This window comes from Kineosporia babensis (genome assembly GCF_021129305.1).
Taxonomy (GTDB): Bacteria; Actinomycetota; Actinomycetes; order Actinomycetales; family Kineosporiaceae; genus Kineosporia; species Kineosporia babensis.
Window position 1 is genome coordinate 22,504 of the sequence record NZ_JAJOMB010000007.1, and the last position, 21,605, is coordinate 44,108.

A 21,605-nucleotide genomic window follows, 5' to 3' on the forward strand; every position below is an offset into this window, starting at 1 on the left:
CGCCGTCCCGGTTGCTTTTCGTGGCCTGCTTGCTTTTCGTGGCCGGGGTGCGGCCGGCCGGCCGGTGGATGGCCCGGTTGCGCACGGATGGCCGGGCAGGAGTGCTGGTGGGAGATCTGCCCACCTGGCCCGGGGTTGCTCACAGCAGTGATGTTAAGGCAGTCCGCCCGGTTGCCCAGCTGGACCTTCCGGGCACCGTTGCCCGTTTCGCCAAAGTGTCGTACCTCGCCCTTAGGGTTTTCGTATGGCCGCCGCACTGTCCCCGTCCCGGGCCTCCGACTTCATGCAGTGCCCCCTGCTCTACCGCTTCCGCGTGGTCGACCGGCTGCCCGAGCGGCCCAGCCCGGCCGCGCTGCGCGGCACGCTGGTGCACGCGGTGCTGGAGAGTCTGTTCGACCTGCCGGCCGAGCAGCGCACCCAGCAGGCTGCGCTGGAGTTGCTGCGGCCGCAGTGGGAGCGGGTGCTGGCCGAGCGGCCCGAGGCTGCGCAGCTGTTCGGGGCTGGGGCGCTCGGTGGTGACCGGTTCGATGGTGGCGTGAGTGGTGTCGTCGGGGGAAACGCGGGTGGCACCGGCGGCGGCGAGGCGGGAAAGCTGGAGGCCGGGGAACCGGGGGCGGAACGGCCCGGGGCCGGCGATCCGGGGGCGGAGCGGCCGGGGGCCGAGACTGATCTGGACGGCTGGCTGGCCTCCGCCTCCGAGCTGATCGGCCGCTGGTTCGCGTTGGAGGACCCCACCCGGCTGGAACCGGCCGACCGCGAGCTCTACGTCGAGACCACCCTGGACGACGGGCTGGTCCTGCGCGGCTACGTCGACCGGCTCGACGTAGCGGCGGACGGGCGGCTGCGGGTGGTCGACTACAAGACGGGCAAGGCCCCGAGCGAGGCGTTCGAGGCCAAGGCCCTGTTCCAGATGAAGTTCTACGCCCTGGTCCTGTGGCGCACCCGGGGCCGGCTGCCCACCATGCTGCAGCTGGTCTACCTGGGCAACGGTGAGGTGCTGCGCTACGAACCCGACGAGCAGGAGCTGCTGGGCGTCGAGCGCAAGGTCCGGGCCCTGTGGGACGCCATCGTCCTGGCCGCCGAGACCGGCGACTGGCGCCCCTCCCCCAGCCGCCTGTGCACCTGGTGCGACCACCACGCCCTCTGCCCGGCGAAAGGCGGTACCCCGCCGCCCATTCCGGAGGATGCACTGGAGCGGGTGCTAGGGCTGAAACCGGCCACGACCGATGCCATGAGCCGAGACGGGGCCATTGCGTGAAACAGGTGTTGCAGGAGCGCGATTTGTTCACGCGGTAAGCAAGCGGACGGGACTGCCCGAAGGGGCGGGTGGGGCAGCGGAGGCCGGAAAGGTTCATGCGCTGCCCACCGCCTGGATGACAAAATGTCCGCCGTCCGGTGGACGACCCCTGGCTCCGCAGCCAGCAAGATCGGGGTTGGGATCAGGGTTCAACCCGAGGCGTGGGGGTAGTGGCCTCGGGCGTAATGGTTGGCGTCCTGCCGGATCGCGGTGGTTCGCGGTCCGGTGGATCAGCGCCTGGCGGGCCGGCTCGGCAGCCGGTCCATCACCTCGGGGGGATGCCGAGTCCCCGCGCTGCGCAGTCCGACGAACTCAGGGGAGTACACGGTGGCAACCGAAGCGATCGCGAGAGCGATTGACCTGCAGAAGATTTACGGCACCGGCGAGGCCCAGGTCAAGGCCCTGCGCGGGGTCAGTGTGGACTTCGGCCGCGGCGAGATGACCGCGATCATGGGGCCCTCGGGCTCCGGCAAGTCCACCCTGATGCACTGCATGGCCGCGCTCGACCGCCCCACCGACGGCGACGTCGAGATCGACGGGGTGCAGGTGCGCGGGCTCAAGGACAAGGCGCTCACCCAGTTGCGACGCGACCGGCTGGGTTTCATCTTCCAGTCGTTCAACCTGGTGCCGACGCTGAGCGCCAAGGAGAACATCACGCTGCCGCTGGACATCGCCGGGCGCAAGGTGGACCAGGAGTGGTTCGACCGGGTGGTGGACACGGTCGGCCTGCGCGACCGGCTCGGCCACCGCCCGAGCGAGCTGTCCGGTGGCCAGCAGCAGCGCGTGGCCTGTGCCCGGGCCCTGGTCAGCCGCCCGGCGATCGTGTTCGCGGACGAGCCGACCGGCAACCTGGACTCCCGGGCCAGCGCCGAGATCCTCTCGTTCCTGCGCAGTTCCACCAAGGACTACGGCCAGTCGATCGTGATCGTCACCCACGACCCGGTCGCCGCCGGGTACGCCGACCGCGTGCTGTTCCTGGCCGACGGCGAGATCGTGGACGAGATGGTCGACCCGACGGCCGACAAGGTGCTCGAGCGGATGCGGGGCTTCGACGGGGTTGGGCGGCGTAGCTGACATGCTCAGGGTCACGGTCAAGGGAATCTTCACGCACCGGCTGCGTTTCGCGCTGACCGCGCTCGCCGTCTGCCTGGGCGTGGCACTGGTCGCGGGCACCCTGGTGCTCAGCGGCAGCATCAACCGCACCTTCGACGGCATCGTCGAGCAGACCGCGGCCGGCACCGACGTCCAGGTACGCGGCGCCGAGCTGGAGACCACCACCTTCGAGGGCACCAAGCAGCGCGAGCCGCTGCCCCTGGACCTGGGCGAGAAGCTGGCCCAGGTGGACGGGGTCGGGCGGGTGGCCGCCGACATGAACGGCACCGCCATCCTGGTCGGCGAGAACGGCACTGCCGCTCGCAACGGCGGGGCTCCCAACCTGGGCTTCGCCTACTACCCGGACGACCCGGTGGTGACGCTGACCGACGGCCGGGCCCCGGAGCGCAAGGGCGAGGTGGCGGTCGAGAACACCACGCTCGAGCTGGCCGGCCTGAAGGTCGGGGACACCACCCGGGCGCTGATCCAGAACGAACCGCAGGACGTCACCATCACCGCCGGCTTCGACTTCGGCTCGGGCCTGGCCGGCGCCACCCTGGTGCTGCTGGACGAGCAGACCGCGATCGAGACCTGGGCCCCGGACGGCCAGGTGCCCTCGTTCACCCTGGGCGCGGCCGACGGGGTCAGCCACGAGCAGCTGCGCGAGGAGGTCACCGCGGTCCTGCCGGCCGGGGCCGAGGCGATCACCAGCGACGAGTTCTACGAGGAGCAGAAGGACGCGGTGGCCGCCGGGATCGGCTTCATCACCACGTTCCTGCTGATCTTCGCCGCGATCGCGGTGTTCGTCGGCGCCTTCATCATCGCCAACACGTTCTCGATGCTGGTCGCCCAGCGCACCCGCGAACTGGCCCTGCTGCGCGCGGTCGGCGCCTCACGCGGTCAGGTGCTGCGGGTGGTGCTGGGCGAGGCGGCGATCCTCGGCCTGGTCGGCTCGCTGCTCGGGCTGGGCCTGGGCATCCTGCTCGCGGCCGGGCTGCAGGCCCTGGTCGAGAGCGTCGGCCTGGAGATCACCGGGGGTCTGCCGGTCACCGCCAACACGGTGCTGGCCAGCCTGGTGGTGGGCCTGGGGGTGACGCTGGCCTCGGCGGTCATGCCGGCGGTCCGGGCCTCCAGGGTGCCGCCGATGGCCGCGCTGCGCGACGACGCCCAGACCCCGCCCGGAGGTGTGCTGCGCCGCGGCATCATCGGCCTGGTCCTGGTCGTCCTGGGGTTCGCCGCGGTGCTGCCCAGTTCCCTGGCCGAGGACCCGAACTGGCCGCTGATCGGGCTGGGCGCGGCGCTGCTGCTGTTCGGCCTGCTGGTGGCTGCTCCGTGGCTGACCCGCCCGGTGGTCCGTCTGGTCGGGGCGCCCTACACCCGGATCTACGGCACCGTCGGCCGGCTGGCCCGGGAGAACGCGCTGCGCAACCCCCGCCGGACCGCGACCACGGCGAGCGCCCTGATGATCGGTCTGGCGCTGATGTCCAGCGTCGGGGTGTTCGCCTCCTCGGCCAACGCCAGCGTGGCGGAGATCGTGGAGAACGAGCTCACCGCCGACTACGTGCTGAGCACCGGCGGCGCCGGCGTCATCCCGACCTCGGTGGCCGACGAGGTCCAGGAGATGCCGGGGGTGACCTCGGTGGCGCCGATCCGCTCGGCGCCGATGCGGATCGACGGGCAGGCGGCGTTCGCGCTGGCCGTGGACCCGCGCGCGATCACCGAGAACGTCAAGGTCACGGTGAACGACGGGACGCTGGACTCGATCGACTCGGGCGACGTGGTGATCAGCCAGAGCGCGGCGGACGACGAGGGCTGGAAGGTGGGCGACCAGCTGCCTCCGGCCGAGATCGGCGCGAAGGGGAATCAGATCCTGACCGTCGGCGGGATCATCGAGGACTCGCAGACGCTGAACAACCCGCGGGTGATGATCCCCCTGGACCTGTACCGCGAAACGGTTCCGCCGTCCCAGCAGGGCGACTTCCTGCTCTACGTGAAGTCGGACGGCAGCAACACCGATCAGCTGCGCACCGCTCTGGAGGACAAGGTCGAGCCCTTCCTGGTGGTCTCGGTGCAGGACGGCCAGGAGTTCGCGGACGCCCAGGCCGCGCAGATCAACCAGCTGCTCTACATGATCTACGCGCTGCTGGCGCTGAGCGTGCTGATCGCGGTGCTGGGCATCGTGAACACGCTGGCGCTGTCGGTGTTCGAGCGCACCCGGGAGATCGGGCTGCTGCGGGCGGTCGGGATGAGCCGGCGTCAGCTGCGGCGGATGATCAGCGCCGAGTCGGTGAGCACGGCGGTGTTCGGTGCGGTGCTGGGCATGGCGCTGGGCCTGGTGCTCGGGCTGGTCCTGCAGCGGGCCCTGGTCTCGCAGGGGCTGGAGACCCTGTCGATCCCGTGGCTGACCCTGGTGATCGTGCTGGTCTCCTCGGCGATCGCCGGGATGGTCGCGGCGATCATGCCGGCCTGGCGGGCGGTGCGCCTGGACGTGCTGCGGGCGATCACCGCGGAGTAACCGAGCCAGGAGGCAGCCGCAGGCCGGTGGCGGAAAAGAGCCAATCAACAACGGACGTCCGCCCTCCCTGAGCGGGCGGGCGGACGTCCGTTGGTCGTAGTTAAGTCAGCCGACCAGCTTGCCCAGGTCCTTCGCGGTCCAGCCGGCCAGGCTCGGGGTGACCGTGCGGCCCGGGCCGTCCGGCACCGGCACCAGGTGCTGCACGGCCAGCGTCGGCACCCCGGCGGCCTCGGCCGAGGCGATCCCGGTCAGGCTGTCCTCGATCGCCACGCACTCGGCCGGGGCGAGGCCGAGCAGTTCGGCGCCCTTCAGGTACGGCTCCGGGTGCGGCTTGCCGTGCGTCACCTCGTCGCCGGTGACCAGGAACCGGAAGAACTCCCCGGGCAGCGTGCCGACGATCGCCTCGGCCATCTCCCGGTAGGACATGGTGACCAGCGCGCACGGCACCCCGAGCTCGTTCAGCTCGAACAGCAGCTCGCGGGCGCCCGGCCGCCAGGGCACCTCGACCTCGATCCGGCGCACCACGCCGGTGGTCAGCCGGGCGATGATCTCCTCGGCCGGCAGGGTGACGCCGTGCTGCTGGATGTAGTGCGCCGAGTCGATCAGCGCGTTGCCGATCAGGCTGTGCGCGTCCTCGTCGGTCCAGGTGCCGCCGAACTCGGCGACCAGCAGGTGCTCCTCGGCCATCCAGTACGGCTCGGTGTCCACCAGCGTGCCGTCCATGTCCCAGAGAACGGCGGCGGGCAGGCCGGCTGCGCGCCGGGCGAGGGTGGTGGCAGAGTCTGTCCCGACGGCGCGGGGACTGATCGGCTGGGAGAGGTTGTTGTCACTCACGATGCTGATTTCTCGCCTCTGACGGATGGACAGACGAATGCGTACCGGAGCGACCCTCTTTGGTTCCCTTCCGGCAGCCGAGTCTAAGCCGACGGGGCCGGTGGGCCGCAGCTGAGCCGGGCCGGCGCCCTTAGGCTGGGCCGACGACGGTGAGACCACACCGGCGGGTGAGGCGCGAGATGACTGACGAAGATGTGAGCGAGGAGAAGGCGTGACGGATCTGTCGGGAGTGCCGCCGCTGCGGGACCCCGTGATGGTGGCTGCCTTCGAGGGCTGGAACGACGCCGGTGAGGCCGCCAGCGGAGCCGTGGCGCACCTGGAGAAGGTCTGGGGCGCCCAGAGCGTGGGCGAGCTCGATCCCGAGGAGTACCACGACTTCCAGGTCAACCGGCCCAGCGTGGGGGTGGACGAGGCCGGCCGGCGCTCGATCACCTGGCCCACCACCCGGCTGTACTGGGCCCGGCCGCCGGGTGCGAGCCGGGACGTGGTGATCGTGCGCGGGATCGAGCCGTCGATGCGCTGGAAGCAGTTCGTGCGCGAGGTGCTGCGGTACGCCGACGACCTGAAGGTCGGCACCATGATCACGCTGGGGGCGCTGCTGGCCGACGTGCCGCACACCCGGCCGATCCCGGTGACCACCACCAGCGACGACGAGCGGCTGCTGGACAAGCTGGCGGTGGAGCCCTCGCGGTACGAGGGCCCGACCGGGATCGTCGGGGTGCTGCAGGAGTCGGCCACCAAGGTGGGTCTGCCCAGCCTGTCGCTGTGGGCGGCGGTCCCGCACTACGTGGGGCAGTCGCCCTCGCCCAAGGCCACGCTGGCCCTGCTGCGCCGGATCGAGGACGTGCTGGACGTCACGGTGCCGCTGGGTGAGCTGCCGGAGGACGCCCGGGCCTGGGAACGCGGGGTGGACGAGCTGGCCGAGGAGGACACCGAGATCGGCGAGTACGTCCGGCAGCTGGAACAGGCCAAGGACACCGCGGACCTGCCGGAGGCCAGTGGTGAGGCGATCGCCAAGGAGTTCGAGCGGTACCTGCGGCGGCGTGACCCGGGCGACGAGGGTCCCAAGCCCGGAATGATGTAGACCCGACCACGACGAAGGCCCGCCGTTCCAAGCGAACGGCGGGCCGACGTCTTTAAGCTCTTAGAAACGCACCCCGAGCAGAGCGTCAACCGTACGCCCGAGGACTCCAGGCGCCGCGTCCACCGAGACGTCCCCGGACAGCGTCGCCTCTACCCACGCGTCCACTGCGGCCAGGGCCTTCGGCGCGTCCAGGTCGGTGCCGATCGCTTCCCGGACGGCAGCCAGCACCGGCTGCGGGTCGGCGCCCTCCTGGCGGGACATCGCGTCCTTCCAGCGCTCCAGCCGGGTCTGCGCCGCGGCCAGGTTCTCGTCGGTCCAGTCCCAGCTGGTGCGGTAGTGGTGGGCCAGGATCGCCAGGCGGATGACCTGCGGGTCCACCCCCGACTCGCGCAGCTTGGAGACGAACACCAGGTTGCCCCGGGACTTGCTCATCTTCTCGCCGTCCAGCCGGACCATCCCGGCGTGGGCGTAGTGCTTGGCGAACGGCGCCTGCCCGGTGATCGCCTGGCCGTGCGAGGCGCTCATCTCGTGGTGCGGGAAGAGCAGGTCGTCTCCCCCGCCCTGGACGTCGAAGCCCATCCCGAGGTGCTGCAGCGCGATCGAGGCGCACTCGATGTGCCAGCCCGGCCGGCCCGCACCGAGGGTGTCGCCGTCCCAGGAGGGCTCGCCCTCGCGGGCCACCCGCCACAGCAGTGCATCCAACGGGTGACGTTTGCCCGCCCGGTCGGGGTCTCCGCCGCGCTCGGCGAAGGTGGCCCGCGCCTCCTCGTCGGAAAGCTGGGCCACGCGGCCGAAGTCGGGGTCGGAGGTGACGTCGAAGTACACGTCCTGGGCCCCGGCCACCAGCGCGTCCGGGGTGGGCACCAGGTAGGCCTTGCCCGCCTTGACCAGGCCCTGCACGGACTCCACGACCAGTGGCACGGACTCCACCGCGGTCATGAACACCCGGGGGGCGAGCACGCCGAGGGCGATCATGTCGTCCTTGAACCGCTCGGTCTCCCGGTCGGCCAGGGCCCGCCAGTCCTCACCGGTGGCGTTCGCCCGCTCCAGCAGCGGGTCGTCCACGTCGGTGACGTTCTGCACGTAGAAGACCTCGTGGCCGGCGTCGAGCCAGGCCCGGTTGAGCAGATCGAAGGCCAGGTAGGTGGACGCGTGCCCGATGTGGGTGGCGTCGTAGGGGGTGATGCCGCAGACGTAGATCCGGGCCTCACCCTCCGGCGCGGTGGTGACCAGCTTCCGCTCGGCGGAATCGAAGATGCGCACCGGTGCACCGGCACCGGGCAGACGGGGGACAGCGGGAGAAGGCCACGGGATCACGCTCGGAGCCTAACCGACTGCAGGAGAAGATGTCTGTGCAGGTCCAGGGCGTATTACGGGAATAAAAGCGGCGGGCTCAGAAGGGCGGCCAGGGGATGGCGTGCCAGTCTCCGGGAGGCTTCGGGAACCGCCCGCGACGCAGCAGCTGAGCGGCCCGCCGGGCGGTCCGGGCGATCTCGTCCTCCTCCAGGAGGCCGGCCAGCTCGGCGTGCAGTTCGCCCTCGGCGGTGAGGTCCGTCACCAGTTTCTCCAGGAGCTCGGACGTCTCCTCGCCGAGGGGTTCACCCGCCCAGCCCCACAGCACGGTGCGCAGCTTGTCGTCCAGGTTGAAGGTGAGCCCGTGGTCGACGCCGTACAGCCGGCCGTCGGTGCCGCGCAGGATGTGGCCACCCTTGCGGTCGGTGTTGTTGGCCACCGCGTCGAACAGGGCGATCCGGCGCAGGCCGGGGTCGTCGGCGTGGGCCAGCACCACCGGATCACCGGCCGCGTCCTCGGCAACCAGCACCTGTTTCCAGCTCTCCGGCATCTCCTGCGGGGGCAGCACGTCGACCACCCCGGCGCCGGGCTCGCCCATCACCGGTTCCTGGACCAGGGGCATGCCGCCCAGGCCGAGCTCACCGCTGTCCTCGGCCGGGGCGTTGATCCACAGCTGGACGCTGCCCAGGCCGAACGGGCCCTCGCGCAGCACGGTCGGCGGGACCACGTCCAGGCCGGTGTGCGCGGACAGCACGTAGCTGGCCGTCTCACGCAGGCCCAGGGTCTGGGAAGGGAAGTCCCACAACGGTTTCTCCCCGGCGATCGGCTTGTACACCGCGCCGGTGGCCACCCCGTCCAGGCCGACCGAGACGTAGAGCGTGGCGTTGCTGGCCCCGGTGATCCGGCCCCGGACCTCCAGCTCACCTTCGGCCAGAAGCTTGAGCAGCTCGGGCTCTTCCATCGCGGAGGTCAGCGCCGGTACCCGTTCGCGCGCGGGCAGATGTGCCCCTCCGGGTCCAGCGGGAAGGTGCAGAACGGGCAGGGCGGGCGGCCGGCCCCGACCACCGCCAGAGCACGCTTGGCGAACGCCCGGGCGGCGGCCCCGGCCAGCGAGACCCGCAGCACCGCGCCCTCGGCGTCCTCGTCGTTGTCGGGCAGCTCGTCCTCGTCCTCGGCCAGGTTCTCCCCCGCCTCGAAGCACTCGATCACCACCCGCTCGAGCTCGCCGTCCCAGGCCAGGCTCATCGTGCCGACCCGGAACTCCTCCTCGATCGGGGTGTCCAGCGGTGCCGTGTCGTCGGTCCGGGTGGGGGCCAGGGCGGGCACGGCGGGACTGCCCGAGCTGCGCCTGAGCACCTCGTCGAGCAGTTCGTCGACCCGCTCGGCCAGCACCGAGACCTGCTGCTTCTCCAGCTGCACGGTGGTCAGCCGGTTGCCCGTACGGGCCTGGAGGAAGAAGGTGCGTGATCCGGGCTGGCCCGTCGTCCCCGCGACGAACCGGTCCGGTGACTCGTACTCGTACACCTGGCGCGGCATGAGGCGACCCTATGACTTTCCGGTGCCGGGTGCCGCACCACCGGCGCCGCCGCCGACGACAGCATCGGACTCAGCTCCTTCGCCCGCACCGGCCGCGGGTTCCGGGGGCACCAAAGCCGCCAGATCAGTACCCGAGTCGTTGACCCGCACCGCGAACGGGCGCAGCGGTGTGAAACGGATCACGGAGACCGAGCAGGGGTCGACGAGCAGCCGCTGGAACTGGTCCAGGTGCATGCCGAGCGCATCGGCCAGGATCGCCTTGATCACGTCACCGTGCGAGACCGCCAGCCAGACCGCGTGATCACCGAACTCCTCGGCCACCCGGGCGTCGTACTCCCGGATCGCGGCCACCGCCCGGTGCTGCATGTCCGGCATCGACTCGCCCTCGGGCCCGGGGAAGGTCACCGCCGAGGGGTGCGCCTGGACCACCGGCCAGAGCTTCTCCTTGGCCAGTTCCTTCAGCGGGCGGCCGGTCCAGTCGCCGTAGCGGCACTCCCCCAGCCGGTCGTCAGTAAGCAACGGCAGGTCCGGGTGCGGGGCGAGCAGAGCGGAGGCGGTCTCCTGGCAACGCTGCAGCGGGCTGGCCACGGCGAGCCGGACCGGGATCTGCTCCAGCCGGCCGGCCAGGGCCTTCGCCTGGGCCTGGCCGGTCTCGTCCAGACCGACGCCGGGCGTCCACCCGGCCAGGACACCGCTTGCGTTCGCCGCTGTGCGGCCGTGACGGACCAGCAGAACTGTGGGCACGATCGCCAAGCCTACGTCTTCGTCACATCAGGACCCTCCCCGGTCGCACCCCTGCACGCTAAGTTGGCCGTTTATGGAGCAGCGTTACGTGGGCCGCACCGGTCTGCGTGTCTCTCGCCTCGGGCTGGGGACGATGACCTGGGGCCGGGAGACCGACCAGGACGAGGCCGCGCACCAGCTCAGGGACTTTCTCGAGGCCGGCGGCACGCTGGTCGACGTGGGCAGCCGCTACGGGGCCGGGGCCTGCGAGGAGACGCTGGGCAAGCTGCACCAGGCGCACGGCGTGCGCGGCGAGCTGGTGATCTCGGCCAAGGCGGTGGTGCCGCTGCAGCGCCAGGGGCCGGACCTGTCCCGCCGCTCGCTGCTGCTGGCGCTGGACGCGACGCTGACCCGGCTGGCCACCGACCACGTGGACCTGTGGACGGCGCCGGGCTGGAGTTCGGCCGTGCCGCTGGAGGAAACGCTCTCGGCGCTGGAGACCGCGGTGCGCTCGGGCCGGGCCCGCTACGCCGGGATCGCCAATCTGGACGCCTGGCAGGCGGCGCTGGCGGCCACCGGTTCGCAGACTCTGGCGGCCGTGCACTCCGAGTACTCGCTGGTGCAACGGCAGGCCGAGAACGAGCTGATCCCGGCGAGCGAGCACCTGGGCCTGGGGGTGATCGGCTGGTCCCCGCTGGGCCGGGGCGTGCTCACCGGGAAGTACCGGCACGGCACGCCGGCCGACTCCCGGGCGGCCTCACCGCATCTGGCCCAGTTCGTCGAGCCTTATCTGGACCGGTCCTCCCGCCGGATCACCGATGCGGTGATCGCGGCGGCGGACGGCCTGGGTTTCTCCCCTCTGGAGATCTCGCTGGCGTGGGCCCGGGACCGGCCCGGGATCAGCTCGGTGCTGCTCGGGGCCCGGACCGGTGCCCAGCTCCGGCAGGCGCTGGGCAGTGAGGACGTCGAACTGCCGGCCGAGATTCTCGGCGTGCTGGACGAGGTCTCGCTCTCGGCCCTATGAAACCGGGGCTGGGGAGCGGAACTCGCCGCTGTCCGGCTGCAGCACCCGGACCTCGGCGGACCCGATGTCGAAGAACATCCCGACCAGTTCCAGTTCCCCGGCCTCGACCCGGCGGCGCACCAGCGGGTGCTCCATCAGGTGCCGGAGCTGGACGACAACGTTGACCTGAGCCAGCCGGGCAACCTCGTCGACCTCGCCCAGGTCCAGGCCCGCGGCGGAGGTGTCCCGGTAGCTGGTCAGCGAGTCCTCGGCGTTCGCCAGCCAGCCCGGCAACGCCCCCCGGACCTCGAGCGAGGGCTCCAGCAGGGCGCGCATCGCGCCACAACCGGAGTGCCCGCACACCGCGATGGTGGAGACCCCGAGCACCCCGACCGCGTACTCGACCGCCGCCAGGGTGGAGTCACCCGGGTCGGAAGGCCGGTCGGGAACCAGATTTCCGACGTTGCGCACGGTGAACAGGTCGCCCGGGCCAGAGTTGGTGATCAGGTTCGGTACCACCCGCGAGTCGGCGCAGGTGATGAAAAGCGTGCACGGTGACTGCGATTCGCGCAGTTCGTGCAGAACCGAACGGACGCGGGGGGCGAGCCGCTCGTGGAAGGCACCCACCCCGTCCATCAGTGGGCTCAGCAACCGGGCACTGCGGCCGTGCGGCTGGGAGTCGGACGAGATGTCGATCTCCCCGTGCTTCCAGGGCGCGATCGAAGCCGGCACCCCGCGGCCGAGAACCCGCCCCCGCGGCGGTTTCTTGCCCCCGATCACCTCGCTGAGCACGGCCGCGCCCTGTTCCCGGACGCTGACCGTTCCGCCGCTGCGCCGGTGTTCCTCGATCCAGTCGAGCAGGTGCTCACAGGCCGCCTGGTCGAGGAAGTCCAACTCCAGGTCGAGATTCACCGCCGCCCCCTCCGGCACCGCACCCAGCCGGCGGGCCAGCCGCGGGAGCGAGACGAAGGTGAGTGTGCCGGTGAGCACCACCCGCCAGGGGCCTTCGGCCACGGAAGGGCGAATCACCTCGACCTTGGCCAGGATCGAGCGGCGAGCGGCGTACCCGAGGGCCACCACGATGCCCAGCAGCACTCCTTCGAGCAGGTTGAGCAGCAGCACGCCGAGCAGGGTGACCACCCAGACCGCGGCCTCGCCGTGCCGGTGGGCGGTGCGCAGGTGGCCGAGATTGACCAGCCCGAGCCCGATCACGACCAGCAGCCCGGCCAGCACGGCCAGCGGGATCTGCTTGACCACCGAGACCAGGACCACCGAGAACAGCGCCACCCAGATCGCGTGCAGCACGGCCGAGTACTTGGTCTTCGCCCCGGCCCGGACGTTGGTGGCGCTGCGGACGATCACCCCGGTCACCGGCAGGCCGCCGGCCAGACCGGAGAGGATGTTCGCCCCGCCCTGACCGACCAGCTCCCGGTCGAGGTCGGCGCGTTTGCCGCCGTGCATCTTGTCCACCGCGACCGCCGAGAGCAGGGTCTCGACGCTGGCCACCATGGCCACGGTGAGCACCCCGACCCCGACCGAGACCCAGGCCTGCTCGGGCAGCTGCGGCAGCTGCACGGCCGAGATCAGGTTGCTGGGCAGGTCCACCCGGTCGACCACGAACGGCAGCGAGGCCACCGTCATCAGGGTCACCGAGGCCAGCGCCGCCGGGACCTGGCCGAGCGGGCCGAGGTGGCGGGTGATCCTGGGCCACAACAGGTTCAGGACGATGGTGCCGATCCCCAGCAGCGCCGAGGCGGTGTGCAGGCTGAGGATCTGGCCGGGCAGGTCGAGCATGCTCTCCCGGGCCGAGCTGCGTGACTCGTCGCCCAGCAGCACGTGCAACTGGCCGACCACGATGGTCAGGCCGATCCCGGCCAGCATGCCGTGCACCACGGCCGGGGAGATGGCCAGCGCGGCCCGGGCCACCCGGGTCAGGCCGAAGCCGATCTGGACGATCCCGGCCAGCACGGTGATCAGGCAGGTGACCCGCCAGCCGTGCTCGGCGACCAGGCCCGCCACCACCGCGGTCAGGCCCGCGGCCGGGCCGGTGACCTGCAGTGGGGCGCCGCCGAAGAGCCCGGCGACGATACCGCCGACCACGGCGGCGATGATGCCGGCCACCACGGGGGCACCCGAGGCGACGGCGATCCCGAGCGACAACGGCAGGGCGACCAGGAAGACGACCAGGGACGCTTCGATGTCGGCCCGCCAATGTGGCTGCGGCACAGAACTTTCGGGTTGAGGTTCACCGTCGTCGGGCCTCGCGCCGGAGGGCGCGATCGTGACGGTGGAAGAGGACTCCTTGCTCATGGGCTGTCTCCTGGCGTCGTTCGCGGCGTCTGGAGGTGCATAGGACTGGATCGGGCGTCCGTGCCCACGACTACTTACAGTGAACAGAGTGCGGGTGACATCGCGGTTGGTCAATCCGAAACGGATGAGAATTCGCTCATAGAACTGCGTTTCGGCCGACCGCGAGACCAAAGAGGTTGTTGTGAAACAGGTTACGGGTTACTCAAGAGTTTCTCGTGAGCCCGCCGAAAGACCGGCTTACCTGCCCGTAGAACGGACAGCACGAAGTCCGGTCCCGCCGAAACGCGGAACCGGACCCGGTGGTGCCGTACGGGTGGGACGAAGGTGCAGTGCGGTGCGCGGTCCTCAGGGACGCCGGACCGCAGCCGCCGGGGCGTTGCCGTCCCGCTCGCCCGCGCCGTCCTCGCTGTCGTCCTCGTCCTCGTCGTCGTCGAAGTCGTCGAGGTCGTCGTCGAGATCCTCGAGGTCGTCGTCCTCGTCGTCCTCGCCGGCCAGCGCGTCCTCCGCGTCGTCGTACAGGACGAACGGGGTGACCTCGTCGAACGCGTCGTACAGCGACTCGTCGTAGGTCTCGAAGGCGTCCGCCAGGGTCTGGTACGCCGCGACCACTGCGGGGTCGGCCTCACCGGCCCGCTTGGAGGCGGCATCCAGGTGCGCCTCAAGAGCAGCGATCAGGCGGTCGAGCGCGGCTCGGGGCTCCGTCGTCATGGCATGAAGGTATCGGGTCGTGATGACATGGAGAGACCTGGCTCCTCGGGGATGCCGATGAGAGCCGGGTGAACGGTGGATGACACCGGCCGCCGACTGCGCGACCGGTGCCGCAGCGAGGAAGAGACCGGCGGAATATCGAGGAAGAGAGCTGCCTTGAGCGATGACGTGCGTGATCTGGATTCCAGGGTGCGCCCGGCCGACGCCGGTGCGACCCCGTTCTCACCCGACTACGAGTACCGTGTGTTCTCCCTGCCCCGGGGCACCGGCCGCGCGCAGGCCCGTCAGCTGCTCACCGAGCAGGCCGAGTACGGGCGCTGGGAGCTGGCCCGGGTGCAGATCTCGTTCGGCGGCGGCCGGCGGGTCTGGCTGCGCCGGCGGATCATGCGGGTGGAACGCACGTTGTGAGCCCGGGAAGCTGAGGTGCCCGAGAACGTCCACTGCTGGTGGACGTTCTCGGGCACCGAACTCTCGAGGGCTCAGCTGAGCTGCAGGAACCGGTCGAAAGCCTTGACCCCGAACCGCAGCGACTCCAGCGGCACCCGCTCGTCCACGCTGTGGAACATCCCGGCGAAGTCCAGGTCGGCGGGCAGCTTCAGCGGGGCGAAGCCGTAGCCCTTGATGCCCAGCTTGCTGAACGCCTTGTTGTCGGTGCCGCCGGACAGGCAGTACGGCAGCACCGCCGCGCCCGGGTCCAGCTCCAGCAGCGACTGCCGCATCGCCTGCACCAGCCCACCTTCGAAACCGGCCTCCAGCGCCACGTCACCGTGCAGTACCTCGACCGTGACGTGCTCCCCGGCCAGCTCGGTCAGGGTGGCCATCAGCGCGTCCCGCTGACCGGGCAGGTACCGGCAGTCGACCAGGGCCGAGGCCTGCCCGGGGATCACGTTGTGCTTGTAGCCGGCCTGCAGCACGGTGGGGTTGGCGGTGTTCTGGACCGTGGCCTCCAGCCAGCGCGCGGTGGTGCCGAACAGCTCGCGCAGCTTCTCGACATCCACCTCGTCGCCGGTCAGCAACTGCACGCCGGTCTGCTCGTGCACCCCCTCGAAGAAGGCCCGCACCGTCGCCGGGACCACCGTGGGCCACTGGTGGGCGCCGATCCGGGCCACCGCCTGGGCCAGGTGCGTCACCGCGTTGTCGCCGTTCACCTGGGAGCCGTGCCCGGCCCGGCCGCGCGCGGTCAGCCGCACCCAGGCGATGCCCTTCTCGGCGCTCTGCAGCAGGTAGGTGCGCCGGCCCTGGAGCTCCACCGAGAAGCCGCCGACCTCGCTGACCGCCTCGTCGACGCCCTCGAACAGGCCCGGGTGGTTGTCCACCAGCCAGTGCGAGCCCTTGACCCCACCGGCCTCCTCGTCGGCCATGAAGGCCAGCACGATGTCGCGGGGCGGGCGCCGGCCCTCGCGCAGCATCTGCCGCACGGTGGCCAGGATGATCGCGTCCATGTCCTTCATGTCCACCGCACCGCGGCCCCACAGGCAGTCGTCGACCACCTCGCCGGAGAACGGGTCGACCTGCCAGTCCTCCTTCTGCGCGGGCACCACGTCGAGGTGGCCGTGCACCAGCAGGGCCGGGCGGCTCGCGTCGGCGCCCGGGATCCGGGCCACCACGCTGGTGCGGCCGGGCTCGCTCTCGAACACCTGCGGCTCGATCTGCACCTCGGAGAGCAGGCCGGCCACGTACTCGGCGGCCTGACGCTCGCCCGGGCCGCTGTTGTCGCCGAAGTTGCTGGTGTCCATCCGCAGCAGGTCGCGGCAGATGGTCACGACCTCTTCGGTGGCCGGCGGGTGGTCCCCGGCCACCGAGGGGTCGGCTCCGGCCGGCACGGGTGCCGCTGGCCTTCTCATGACGTGACCTCCGCATGGGTTCGTGGTCCGGCCACGGTACACACGACTCACCGTGGTCAAGTGCCCAGCCTGCCCCGCCGATGTTGCGGTGGATCACGTGCAGGGGGAACCACGGGGTGTCGATAGCGGACGTCCGCCGGGCCGGCGGTAACCAGGAGGCGACGGCGGGTAGGCCGCTCGCCGGTGCGGTCGCGCTCTTCGCCGGTTGCCTCCTGCTCGGCCTGGGCGTCTCGCAGTTCGGCATCCGCTTCCTGCGGGATCCCGCCCTGCACGTGTCGGTCTGGTGGCCGCTGTCCGGTTTCGCACTTGTCCTGCTGGTCCGGCTGCGCCCCCGGGCCTGGCCCCTGGCGCTGATCGGGCTGGCCGCCGGCCAGTTCTTCACCAACCTGAACACCTACTACCACGCACCCTCCGACGCCCTGGGCATCCTGACCGCGGCGCTGGGCGAGACCGTGGTGATCGCCGTGCTGCTGCGCCGGGCCTTCCGCGGGCCGGTGCTGCTGAACTCCCCCGCCGCGGCCGGCCGCTTCGCCCTCTGCGCGGCCAGCGGGGTGGCCTTCGGCGCCACCGTGTTCGCCCTGGTCCAGGACCCGTTCACGTTCGCCCTGTGGCACGGCTACTTCCGCTCGCACGGTCTGGGCGTGCTGGTCATCTCGCCGCTCTTCCTGGTCGCTCTGGGCCCCCGCGAGCTGCTGGCCGAGCTGCGCCGGCGCCGGCTGAACCTGGAGTGGGCGGCCCAGGCGCTGGTGCTCGGCCTGGTCACCGCCGGCGTCTTCATGAACGACCAGCGGGTGGTCCCCTCGGTGGTCTGCATGATCCCGCTGCTGTGGGGCGGGCTGCGGCTGGGCACCCTGCGGGCGATGGGCTCGCTGCTGCTGATGGCGGTGCTGGCCACCGTCGGCACGCTGCGCGGAGTCGGGCCGATCGTGCAGGAACCGCCCGACGCGCAGACCCTGGCGATCCAGCTGGTGGTCGCCGCGGTGAGCATCGGCACCCTGGCCGTGGTCCTGGCCGCCGAGCAGAAGAGCGCCCTGCTGCGGCTGGCCAAGGCGGGCAGTGCCGACCTGGTGGAGGCCGAGCGGATCGCCGGGCTGGGCTCCTCCACCTGGGACCTGAAGACCGGGGAGATCCGCTGGAGCGACGGACTGTACGCCCAGCTCGGTCAGACCCGCGAGAGCATGCCCCCGGACGCCGAGAGCTACGTCGAGAAGATCCACCCGGACGATCGGGGCGTGCTGCTGGCGGCGCTGGCCCGGGTGGACAGCGGGGAGATCCCCAACATGGAGTGCCGGCTGCTGCGCCCGGACCACTCGTGGCGCACCGTACTGCTGCGCAACCGGGTGGACCAGGACCCGGACGGCCGTCCGGCCATCATGCGCTCGACCGTGCTGGACGTGACCGCGATCCGGGAGGCCGAGAAGGCCCTGCAGCAGGCCCACACCCAGCTCTCCGGGGTGCTCAACGCGGTGGAGAACGTGGGGATCGTGGGGGCGGCGACGAGCACCTCGCTGATCACCTTCTTCTCCCCGGCGGCGGAGCGGATGCTGGGCTGGCGGGCCGAGGAACTGGTCGGCCTGCACAACCCGCTGGTGTACCTCTCCCCCGCCGATGCCGAGCGGGCGATGGCCACCACCGGGATCGACGACCCGATGATCGCGCTCGGGCAGGAGCTGCTGCTGCGGGGGCACGACCGCCGGCGCTGGACCCTGGTCCGCAAGGACGGCACGCAGTTCCCGGCTCATGTGGGTCTGAGCATCATCAACGCCCCGGACGGCACCCCGGAGACGTACATCGCCACGATCTTCGACCTCAGCCCGGTGCTGCGGGCCGAGGCCGAGCTGCAGGAGAGCCAGGACCGGTTCCGGCTGGCCTTCGAGTTCGCCCCGACGGCGATGGCCACCGTCTCGCTGGACGACGCCGACCTGGGCCGGATCCGGCAGGCCAACCCGGCACTGTGCCGGTTCACCGGTAAGTCCGAGCCGGAGCTGCTCGAGTGCAGCCTGGCCGACCTGATGACCCCCGCCCACGCCGAGGCAGCCGCCGCCGACCTGCGGAAACTGCTGGCCGGGGGCGGCGACTCGACCACCGGCGAGTGGGCCTTCCACCGGGCCGACGGCGGTGAGCTGTGGGGCCTGCTGTCGACCTCGGTGGTGCGGCCCACCGACGGCCGGCCGCCCTACCTGATCACGATGATCGAGGACATCACCGCCCGGATGCAGCTGACCGAGCGGCTGCGGCACGAGGCCTCGCACGACCCGCTGACCGGGCTGCCCAACCGTCAGGTGCTGCGCCGCCAGCTGGAGGACGCGCTGGCCCAGCCCCCGGCCTCGGGGGCGGTGGCGGTGCTGTACGTGGACCTGGACGGGTTCAAGGCGGTCAACGACGGCCGGGGCCACGCCACCGGGGACGAGTTGCTGGTGCAGGTGGCCGACCGGATCGCGGCCTGCGTACGGGCCAGCGACGTGGTGTCCCGGCTGGGCGGTGACGAGTTCGCCGTCCTGCTGCCCCGGGTGAACGACCTGGACACGGCCCGGGCGATCGGCGAGCGGATCGTCACCGCGCTGGCCCTGGACTTCGACATCGACGGCGTGCCGTGCCGGATCGGCGCGAGCATCGGGATCGCCCTCTCGCCCCCGGACTCCCCGCGGGCCGGGGACGCGCCGGATCTGCTGAACGCCGCCGACGAGGCGATGTACCAGGCCAAGCGGGCCGGCAAGGGCCGGGTCGAGGTGAGCTCCCGGTGACCGGCCGGCTCGGGGCGGCCCGTCGCGAACTGGCCCACTTCGTCCTTTGTCTGGTTCTCGCGGTTGCCCTGGGACAGCTCGCCCTGCGTCTGCTGCGGGACCCGAACCTGCACACCTCGGTGTGGTGGCCGTTGGCCGGGGCCGGGATAGCGGTTCTGGCCCGGCTGAATCCCCGTTCCTGGCCGGCTGCTCTCGGGGGCATCTCGCTCGGCTATCTTGTCAGCGTCCTGGAGTACGGTTACGACCCGGGCGCTGCCATCGGTATTTTCGTGGCCGCGAACATCGAACTCCTGGCGGCCTCGGCAGTGCTGCGCAAGCTCTTCCCCACCGGGGTACGACTGAATTCTCCCCGGCACGCCTTTCTGTTCACCGTAAGCGTCCTGGCCGGAGTCTCTTTCGGCGCCTTCCTGTACAGCTTCTCCCAGTATCTGGCCTCGGAAGGCACGTTCGGCAGCCTGTGGAGCGCCTACTTTCGCACCCATGCCCTCGGCATTCTGCTGGTTTCACCGCTTTTCCTGGTCGCGCGCACCGGCCTCCGGGATGCCCGGCGGGAACGACGGCTGAATCTGGAGTGGCTGGCCCAGATCCTGACGCTGGTCGCGATCAGCCTGCTGGTCTTCGCGCTGGACCAGCACCTGATCGTGCCGATCGTCTGCGCGCTGCCGTTGCTGTGGGGCGGGCTGCGGCTGGGCCCGGTGCGCTCGATGGTCTCGCTGCAGGCGCTCGGCCTGATCACCACGGTCTGCACGCTGCGCGGGCTGGGGCCGTTCGGCGACGAAGCGGGCTGGCAGCGGGCCTGGTCGATCCAGGTGTTCCTGGTCGTGCTGACCCTGATGCTGTTGTTCATCGTGCTCGTCGCCCAGGCCCGGGACGCGGCGTTGCAGGCCAGCGAGGAACGCGCGGCCGCGCTGGCCAAGGCCGAGGAGATCACCGGCACCGGCTCGGGCGTGCTGAACGTGCTGACCGGCGAGGTGACCTGGTCGCCCGGGATGTACCGGCAGCTCGGCCTGGACCCGGCCACGGTGGCCCCGGCGGCGAAGCGGTTCTTCTCCGCCATCCACCCGCAGGACCAGGCCCGGGTGGTGGACTCGATCAGCCGGATGTCGCAGACCGGCCAGACCCGGGAGCCGCTGGAGTACCGGCTGATCCGCCCGGACGGATCACAGCGGCTGGTGCAGGGCCGGACCGAGGCCGAGCGCAACGAGGACGGCCAGGTGGTGCGGCTGCACTCGACCATCTACGACATCACTGGCCAGCGCGCCGCCGAGCTGGCCCGCAGCAAGGCCGACAGCGAGCTGCACGCCATCCTCGGGGCGATCACCGAGACCGGGATCGTCGGCACCGACGCCTCCACCGGCCTGGTCACCCGGTTCAACGCCGGGGCCGAGAAGCTGCTGGGCTACCGCGCCGCGGAGGTGATCGGAACGCTGCAGTCCTCGGCGTTCCACACCGAGCGCACCCGCGAGGCGGCCCGGGCCCGGGGCGAGAACGACGACGCGATGCAGGTCTTCCTGGACGAGACCGCCTCGCTCGGCGCGTTCACCGAGCAGATCACCGCCCTGCGCAAGGACGGCTCGGAGTTCCCGGCCCAGCTCAGCCTGACCCCGTACACCGGCCCGGACGGCAGCCGGGAGTACATCGGGGTGATCATCGACCTGAGCGAGGCGATGCAGGCCCGGGTCGACCTGCGCGAGAGCGAGACCAAGTTCCGGCTGGCCTTCGACGGGGCCCCGCTGGCGATGGCGATCCTCGGCCTGCAGGCGGCCGACCCGGGGGTGATCCTGCAGGTCAATCCCGCGATGTGCGCCTTCGCCCAGCGGTCCGAGGCGCAGCTGCTGCAGACCCACCTGATCGACCTGATGGAAGAACCGCACGCCACCAGGGCCCGGCACAACCTGGCCCTGCTGGCCGGCGGTCAGCTCGACCACGTCTCGGTGGACCGGCAGTTCCGCCGGGCCGGCGAGGGCGAGCTGTGGGGCCGGCTGTCCACCGCCGCGGTGCACCCGGCCGACGACCGGCCGCCCTACCTGATCCTGATGATCGAGGACATCACCGACCGCCGGGAGCTGACCGAGCGGCTGCGGCACGAGGCCGCCCACGACCCGCTGACCGGCCTGCCCAACCGCAGCCAGCTGCGCGAGCGGCTGGACCGGGCGCTGGCCGCGAAGGCCCGCATCGGCAACGTGGCGGTGCTGTACATCGACCTGGACGGGTTCAAGGCGGTGAACGACAGCCAGGGCCACAGCGCCGGCGACGAGCTGCTGATCCAGGTGGCCGACCGGATCGCCGCCTGCGTGCGCTCCAGCGACGTGGTGGCCCGCCTCGGCGGCGACGAGTTCGCGGTGCTCTGCCCGGGGGTACCGGACCAGGACACCGCCCTGGCGATCGGGCGCAGCATCATCGCCACCCTGGCCGAGGAGTTCGAGCTCAGCAGCGCCTACGCGCGGATCGGGGCGAGCGTCGGCGTGGCGTTGTCCGGCGCGGACGAGGAAGGCAGTACGGCCAGTGCCCTGCTGGAGGCTGCGGACGGGGCGATGTACCGGGCGAAGCGGGACGGCAAGGGCCGGGTCCGGGTCAGCCAACGCTGAACCGGTGCCTTCGATGTCACGCTTCGCACCCGCC

At 71.3% G+C, this 21,605-nt stretch carries 16 protein-coding genes; 8 read left to right on the forward strand and 8 right to left on the reverse strand.

Annotated elements, in window-relative coordinates; all coding sequences use genetic code 11:
* Positions 1 to 244: 244 nt before the first annotated feature.
* The 3 genes from LR394_RS14650 (at position 245) to LR394_RS14660 (ending at position 4,904) form a co-directional block, all read left to right on the forward strand.
* A complete protein-coding gene (locus tag LR394_RS14650; RefSeq protein ID WP_231442066.1) occupies positions 245 to 1,258 on the forward strand; it encodes a RecB family exonuclease in 1,014 nt (337 codons plus the stop codon).
* A 366-nt stretch (positions 1,259 to 1,624) separates the two neighbouring features.
* Entirely contained in the window at positions 1,625 to 2,371 is a 747-nt protein-coding gene (locus LR394_RS14655) for an ABC transporter ATP-binding protein (RefSeq protein ID WP_231442068.1), read from the forward strand.
* A 1-nt stretch (position 2,372) separates the two neighbouring features.
* Positions 2,373 to 4,904, forward strand: coding sequence for an ABC transporter permease (locus tag LR394_RS14660; RefSeq protein ID WP_231442070.1), 2,532 nt, complete (start codon positions 2,373 to 2,375; stop codon positions 4,902 to 4,904).
* Between the two features lie 105 nt (positions 4,905 to 5,009).
* Here the strand turns inward: LR394_RS14660 and LR394_RS14665 are convergent, their stop codons facing one another.
* Positions 5,010 to 5,738 (reverse strand): HAD family hydrolase, encoded by a 729-nt coding sequence (locus LR394_RS14665; protein WP_231442072.1) that lies wholly within the window; start codon positions 5,736 to 5,738, stop codon positions 5,010 to 5,012.
* A 211-nt stretch (positions 5,739 to 5,949) separates the two neighbouring features.
* On the opposite strand from LR394_RS14665, the gene LR394_RS14670 reads away from it, so the two are divergent.
* A complete protein-coding gene (locus tag LR394_RS14670; RefSeq protein ID WP_331283063.1) occupies positions 5,950 to 6,822 on the forward strand; it encodes a PAC2 family protein in 873 nt (290 codons plus the stop codon).
* Positions 6,823 to 6,882: 60 nt separating this feature from the next.
* On the opposite strand, the gene mshC is transcribed toward LR394_RS14670, so the two are convergent.
* The 4 genes from mshC to LR394_RS14690 form a co-directional block, all read right to left on the reverse strand.
* Positions 6,883 to 8,139 (reverse strand): cysteine--1-D-myo-inosityl 2-amino-2-deoxy-alpha-D-glucopyranoside ligase, encoded by a 1,257-nt coding sequence (mshC, locus tag LR394_RS14675; protein WP_331283064.1) that lies wholly within the window; start codon positions 8,137 to 8,139, stop codon positions 6,883 to 6,885.
* A gap of 76 nt (positions 8,140 to 8,215) precedes the next feature.
* Positions 8,216 to 9,076, reverse strand: coding sequence for an SCO1664 family protein (locus LR394_RS14680; protein ID WP_231442076.1), 861 nt, complete (start codon positions 9,074 to 9,076; stop codon positions 8,216 to 8,218).
* Positions 9,077 to 9,084: 8 nt separating this feature from the next.
* Entirely contained in the window at positions 9,085 to 9,651 is a 567-nt protein-coding gene (locus tag LR394_RS14685; RefSeq protein ID WP_231442078.1) for a DUF3090 domain-containing protein, read from the reverse strand.
* 9 nt (positions 9,652 to 9,660) lie between these two features.
* A complete protein-coding gene (locus LR394_RS14690; protein ID WP_231442080.1) occupies positions 9,661 to 10,395 on the reverse strand; it encodes a histidine phosphatase family protein in 735 nt (244 codons plus the stop codon).
* A 73-nt stretch (positions 10,396 to 10,468) separates the two neighbouring features.
* Between LR394_RS14690 and LR394_RS14695 the strand changes: the two genes are divergently transcribed.
* Complete coding sequence (locus LR394_RS14695) at positions 10,469 to 11,398, forward strand: aldo/keto reductase (protein ID WP_231442082.1); 930 nt, start codon at positions 10,469 to 10,471, stop codon at positions 11,396 to 11,398.
* On the opposite strand, the gene LR394_RS14700 is transcribed toward LR394_RS14695, so the two are convergent.
* Together LR394_RS14700 and LR394_RS14705 are read right to left on the reverse strand one after the other, a co-directional pair.
* Positions 11,393 to 13,687, reverse strand: a complete 2,295-nt coding sequence (locus tag LR394_RS14700; protein ID WP_231442084.1) for a SulP family inorganic anion transporter — start codon at positions 13,685 to 13,687, stop codon at positions 11,393 to 11,395. The two genes, LR394_RS14695 and LR394_RS14700, sit on opposite strands and share 6 nt — an antisense overlap.
* A 345-nt stretch (positions 13,688 to 14,032) precedes the next feature.
* On the reverse strand, positions 14,033 to 14,395 hold the full coding sequence (locus LR394_RS14705; protein ID WP_231442086.1) for a primosomal protein: 363 nt from the start codon (positions 14,393 to 14,395) through the stop codon (positions 14,033 to 14,035).
* A 156-nt stretch (positions 14,396 to 14,551) separates the two neighbouring features.
* On the opposite strand from LR394_RS14705, the gene LR394_RS14710 reads away from it, so the two are divergent.
* Positions 14,552 to 14,803, forward strand: a complete 252-nt coding sequence (locus LR394_RS14710; protein WP_231442087.1) for a DUF5703 family protein — start codon at positions 14,552 to 14,554, stop codon at positions 14,801 to 14,803.
* A gap of 71 nt (positions 14,804 to 14,874) precedes the next feature.
* Here LR394_RS14710 and LR394_RS14715 read toward each other — a convergent pair whose 3' ends face one another.
* Positions 14,875 to 16,239 (reverse strand): M20/M25/M40 family metallo-hydrolase, encoded by a 1,365-nt coding sequence (locus LR394_RS14715; RefSeq protein WP_231442089.1) that lies wholly within the window; start codon positions 16,237 to 16,239, stop codon positions 14,875 to 14,877.
* A 116-nt stretch (positions 16,240 to 16,355) separates the two neighbouring features.
* Between LR394_RS14715 and LR394_RS14720 the strand changes: the two genes are divergently transcribed.
* The gene (locus tag LR394_RS14720) at positions 16,356 to 18,983 is read left to right on the forward strand and encodes a diguanylate cyclase domain-containing protein (RefSeq protein WP_231442091.1); all 2,628 of its coding nucleotides are present in this window, start codon (positions 16,356 to 16,358) and stop codon (positions 18,981 to 18,983) included.
* Positions 18,980 to 21,571: a diguanylate cyclase domain-containing protein gene (locus LR394_RS14725; protein WP_231442093.1), complete on the forward strand. Its 2,592-nt coding sequence runs from the start codon at positions 18,980 to 18,982 to the stop codon at positions 21,569 to 21,571. Before LR394_RS14720 ends, LR394_RS14725 begins: the two co-directional genes overlap by 4 nt.
* Positions 21,572 to 21,605 lie beyond the last annotated feature (34 nt).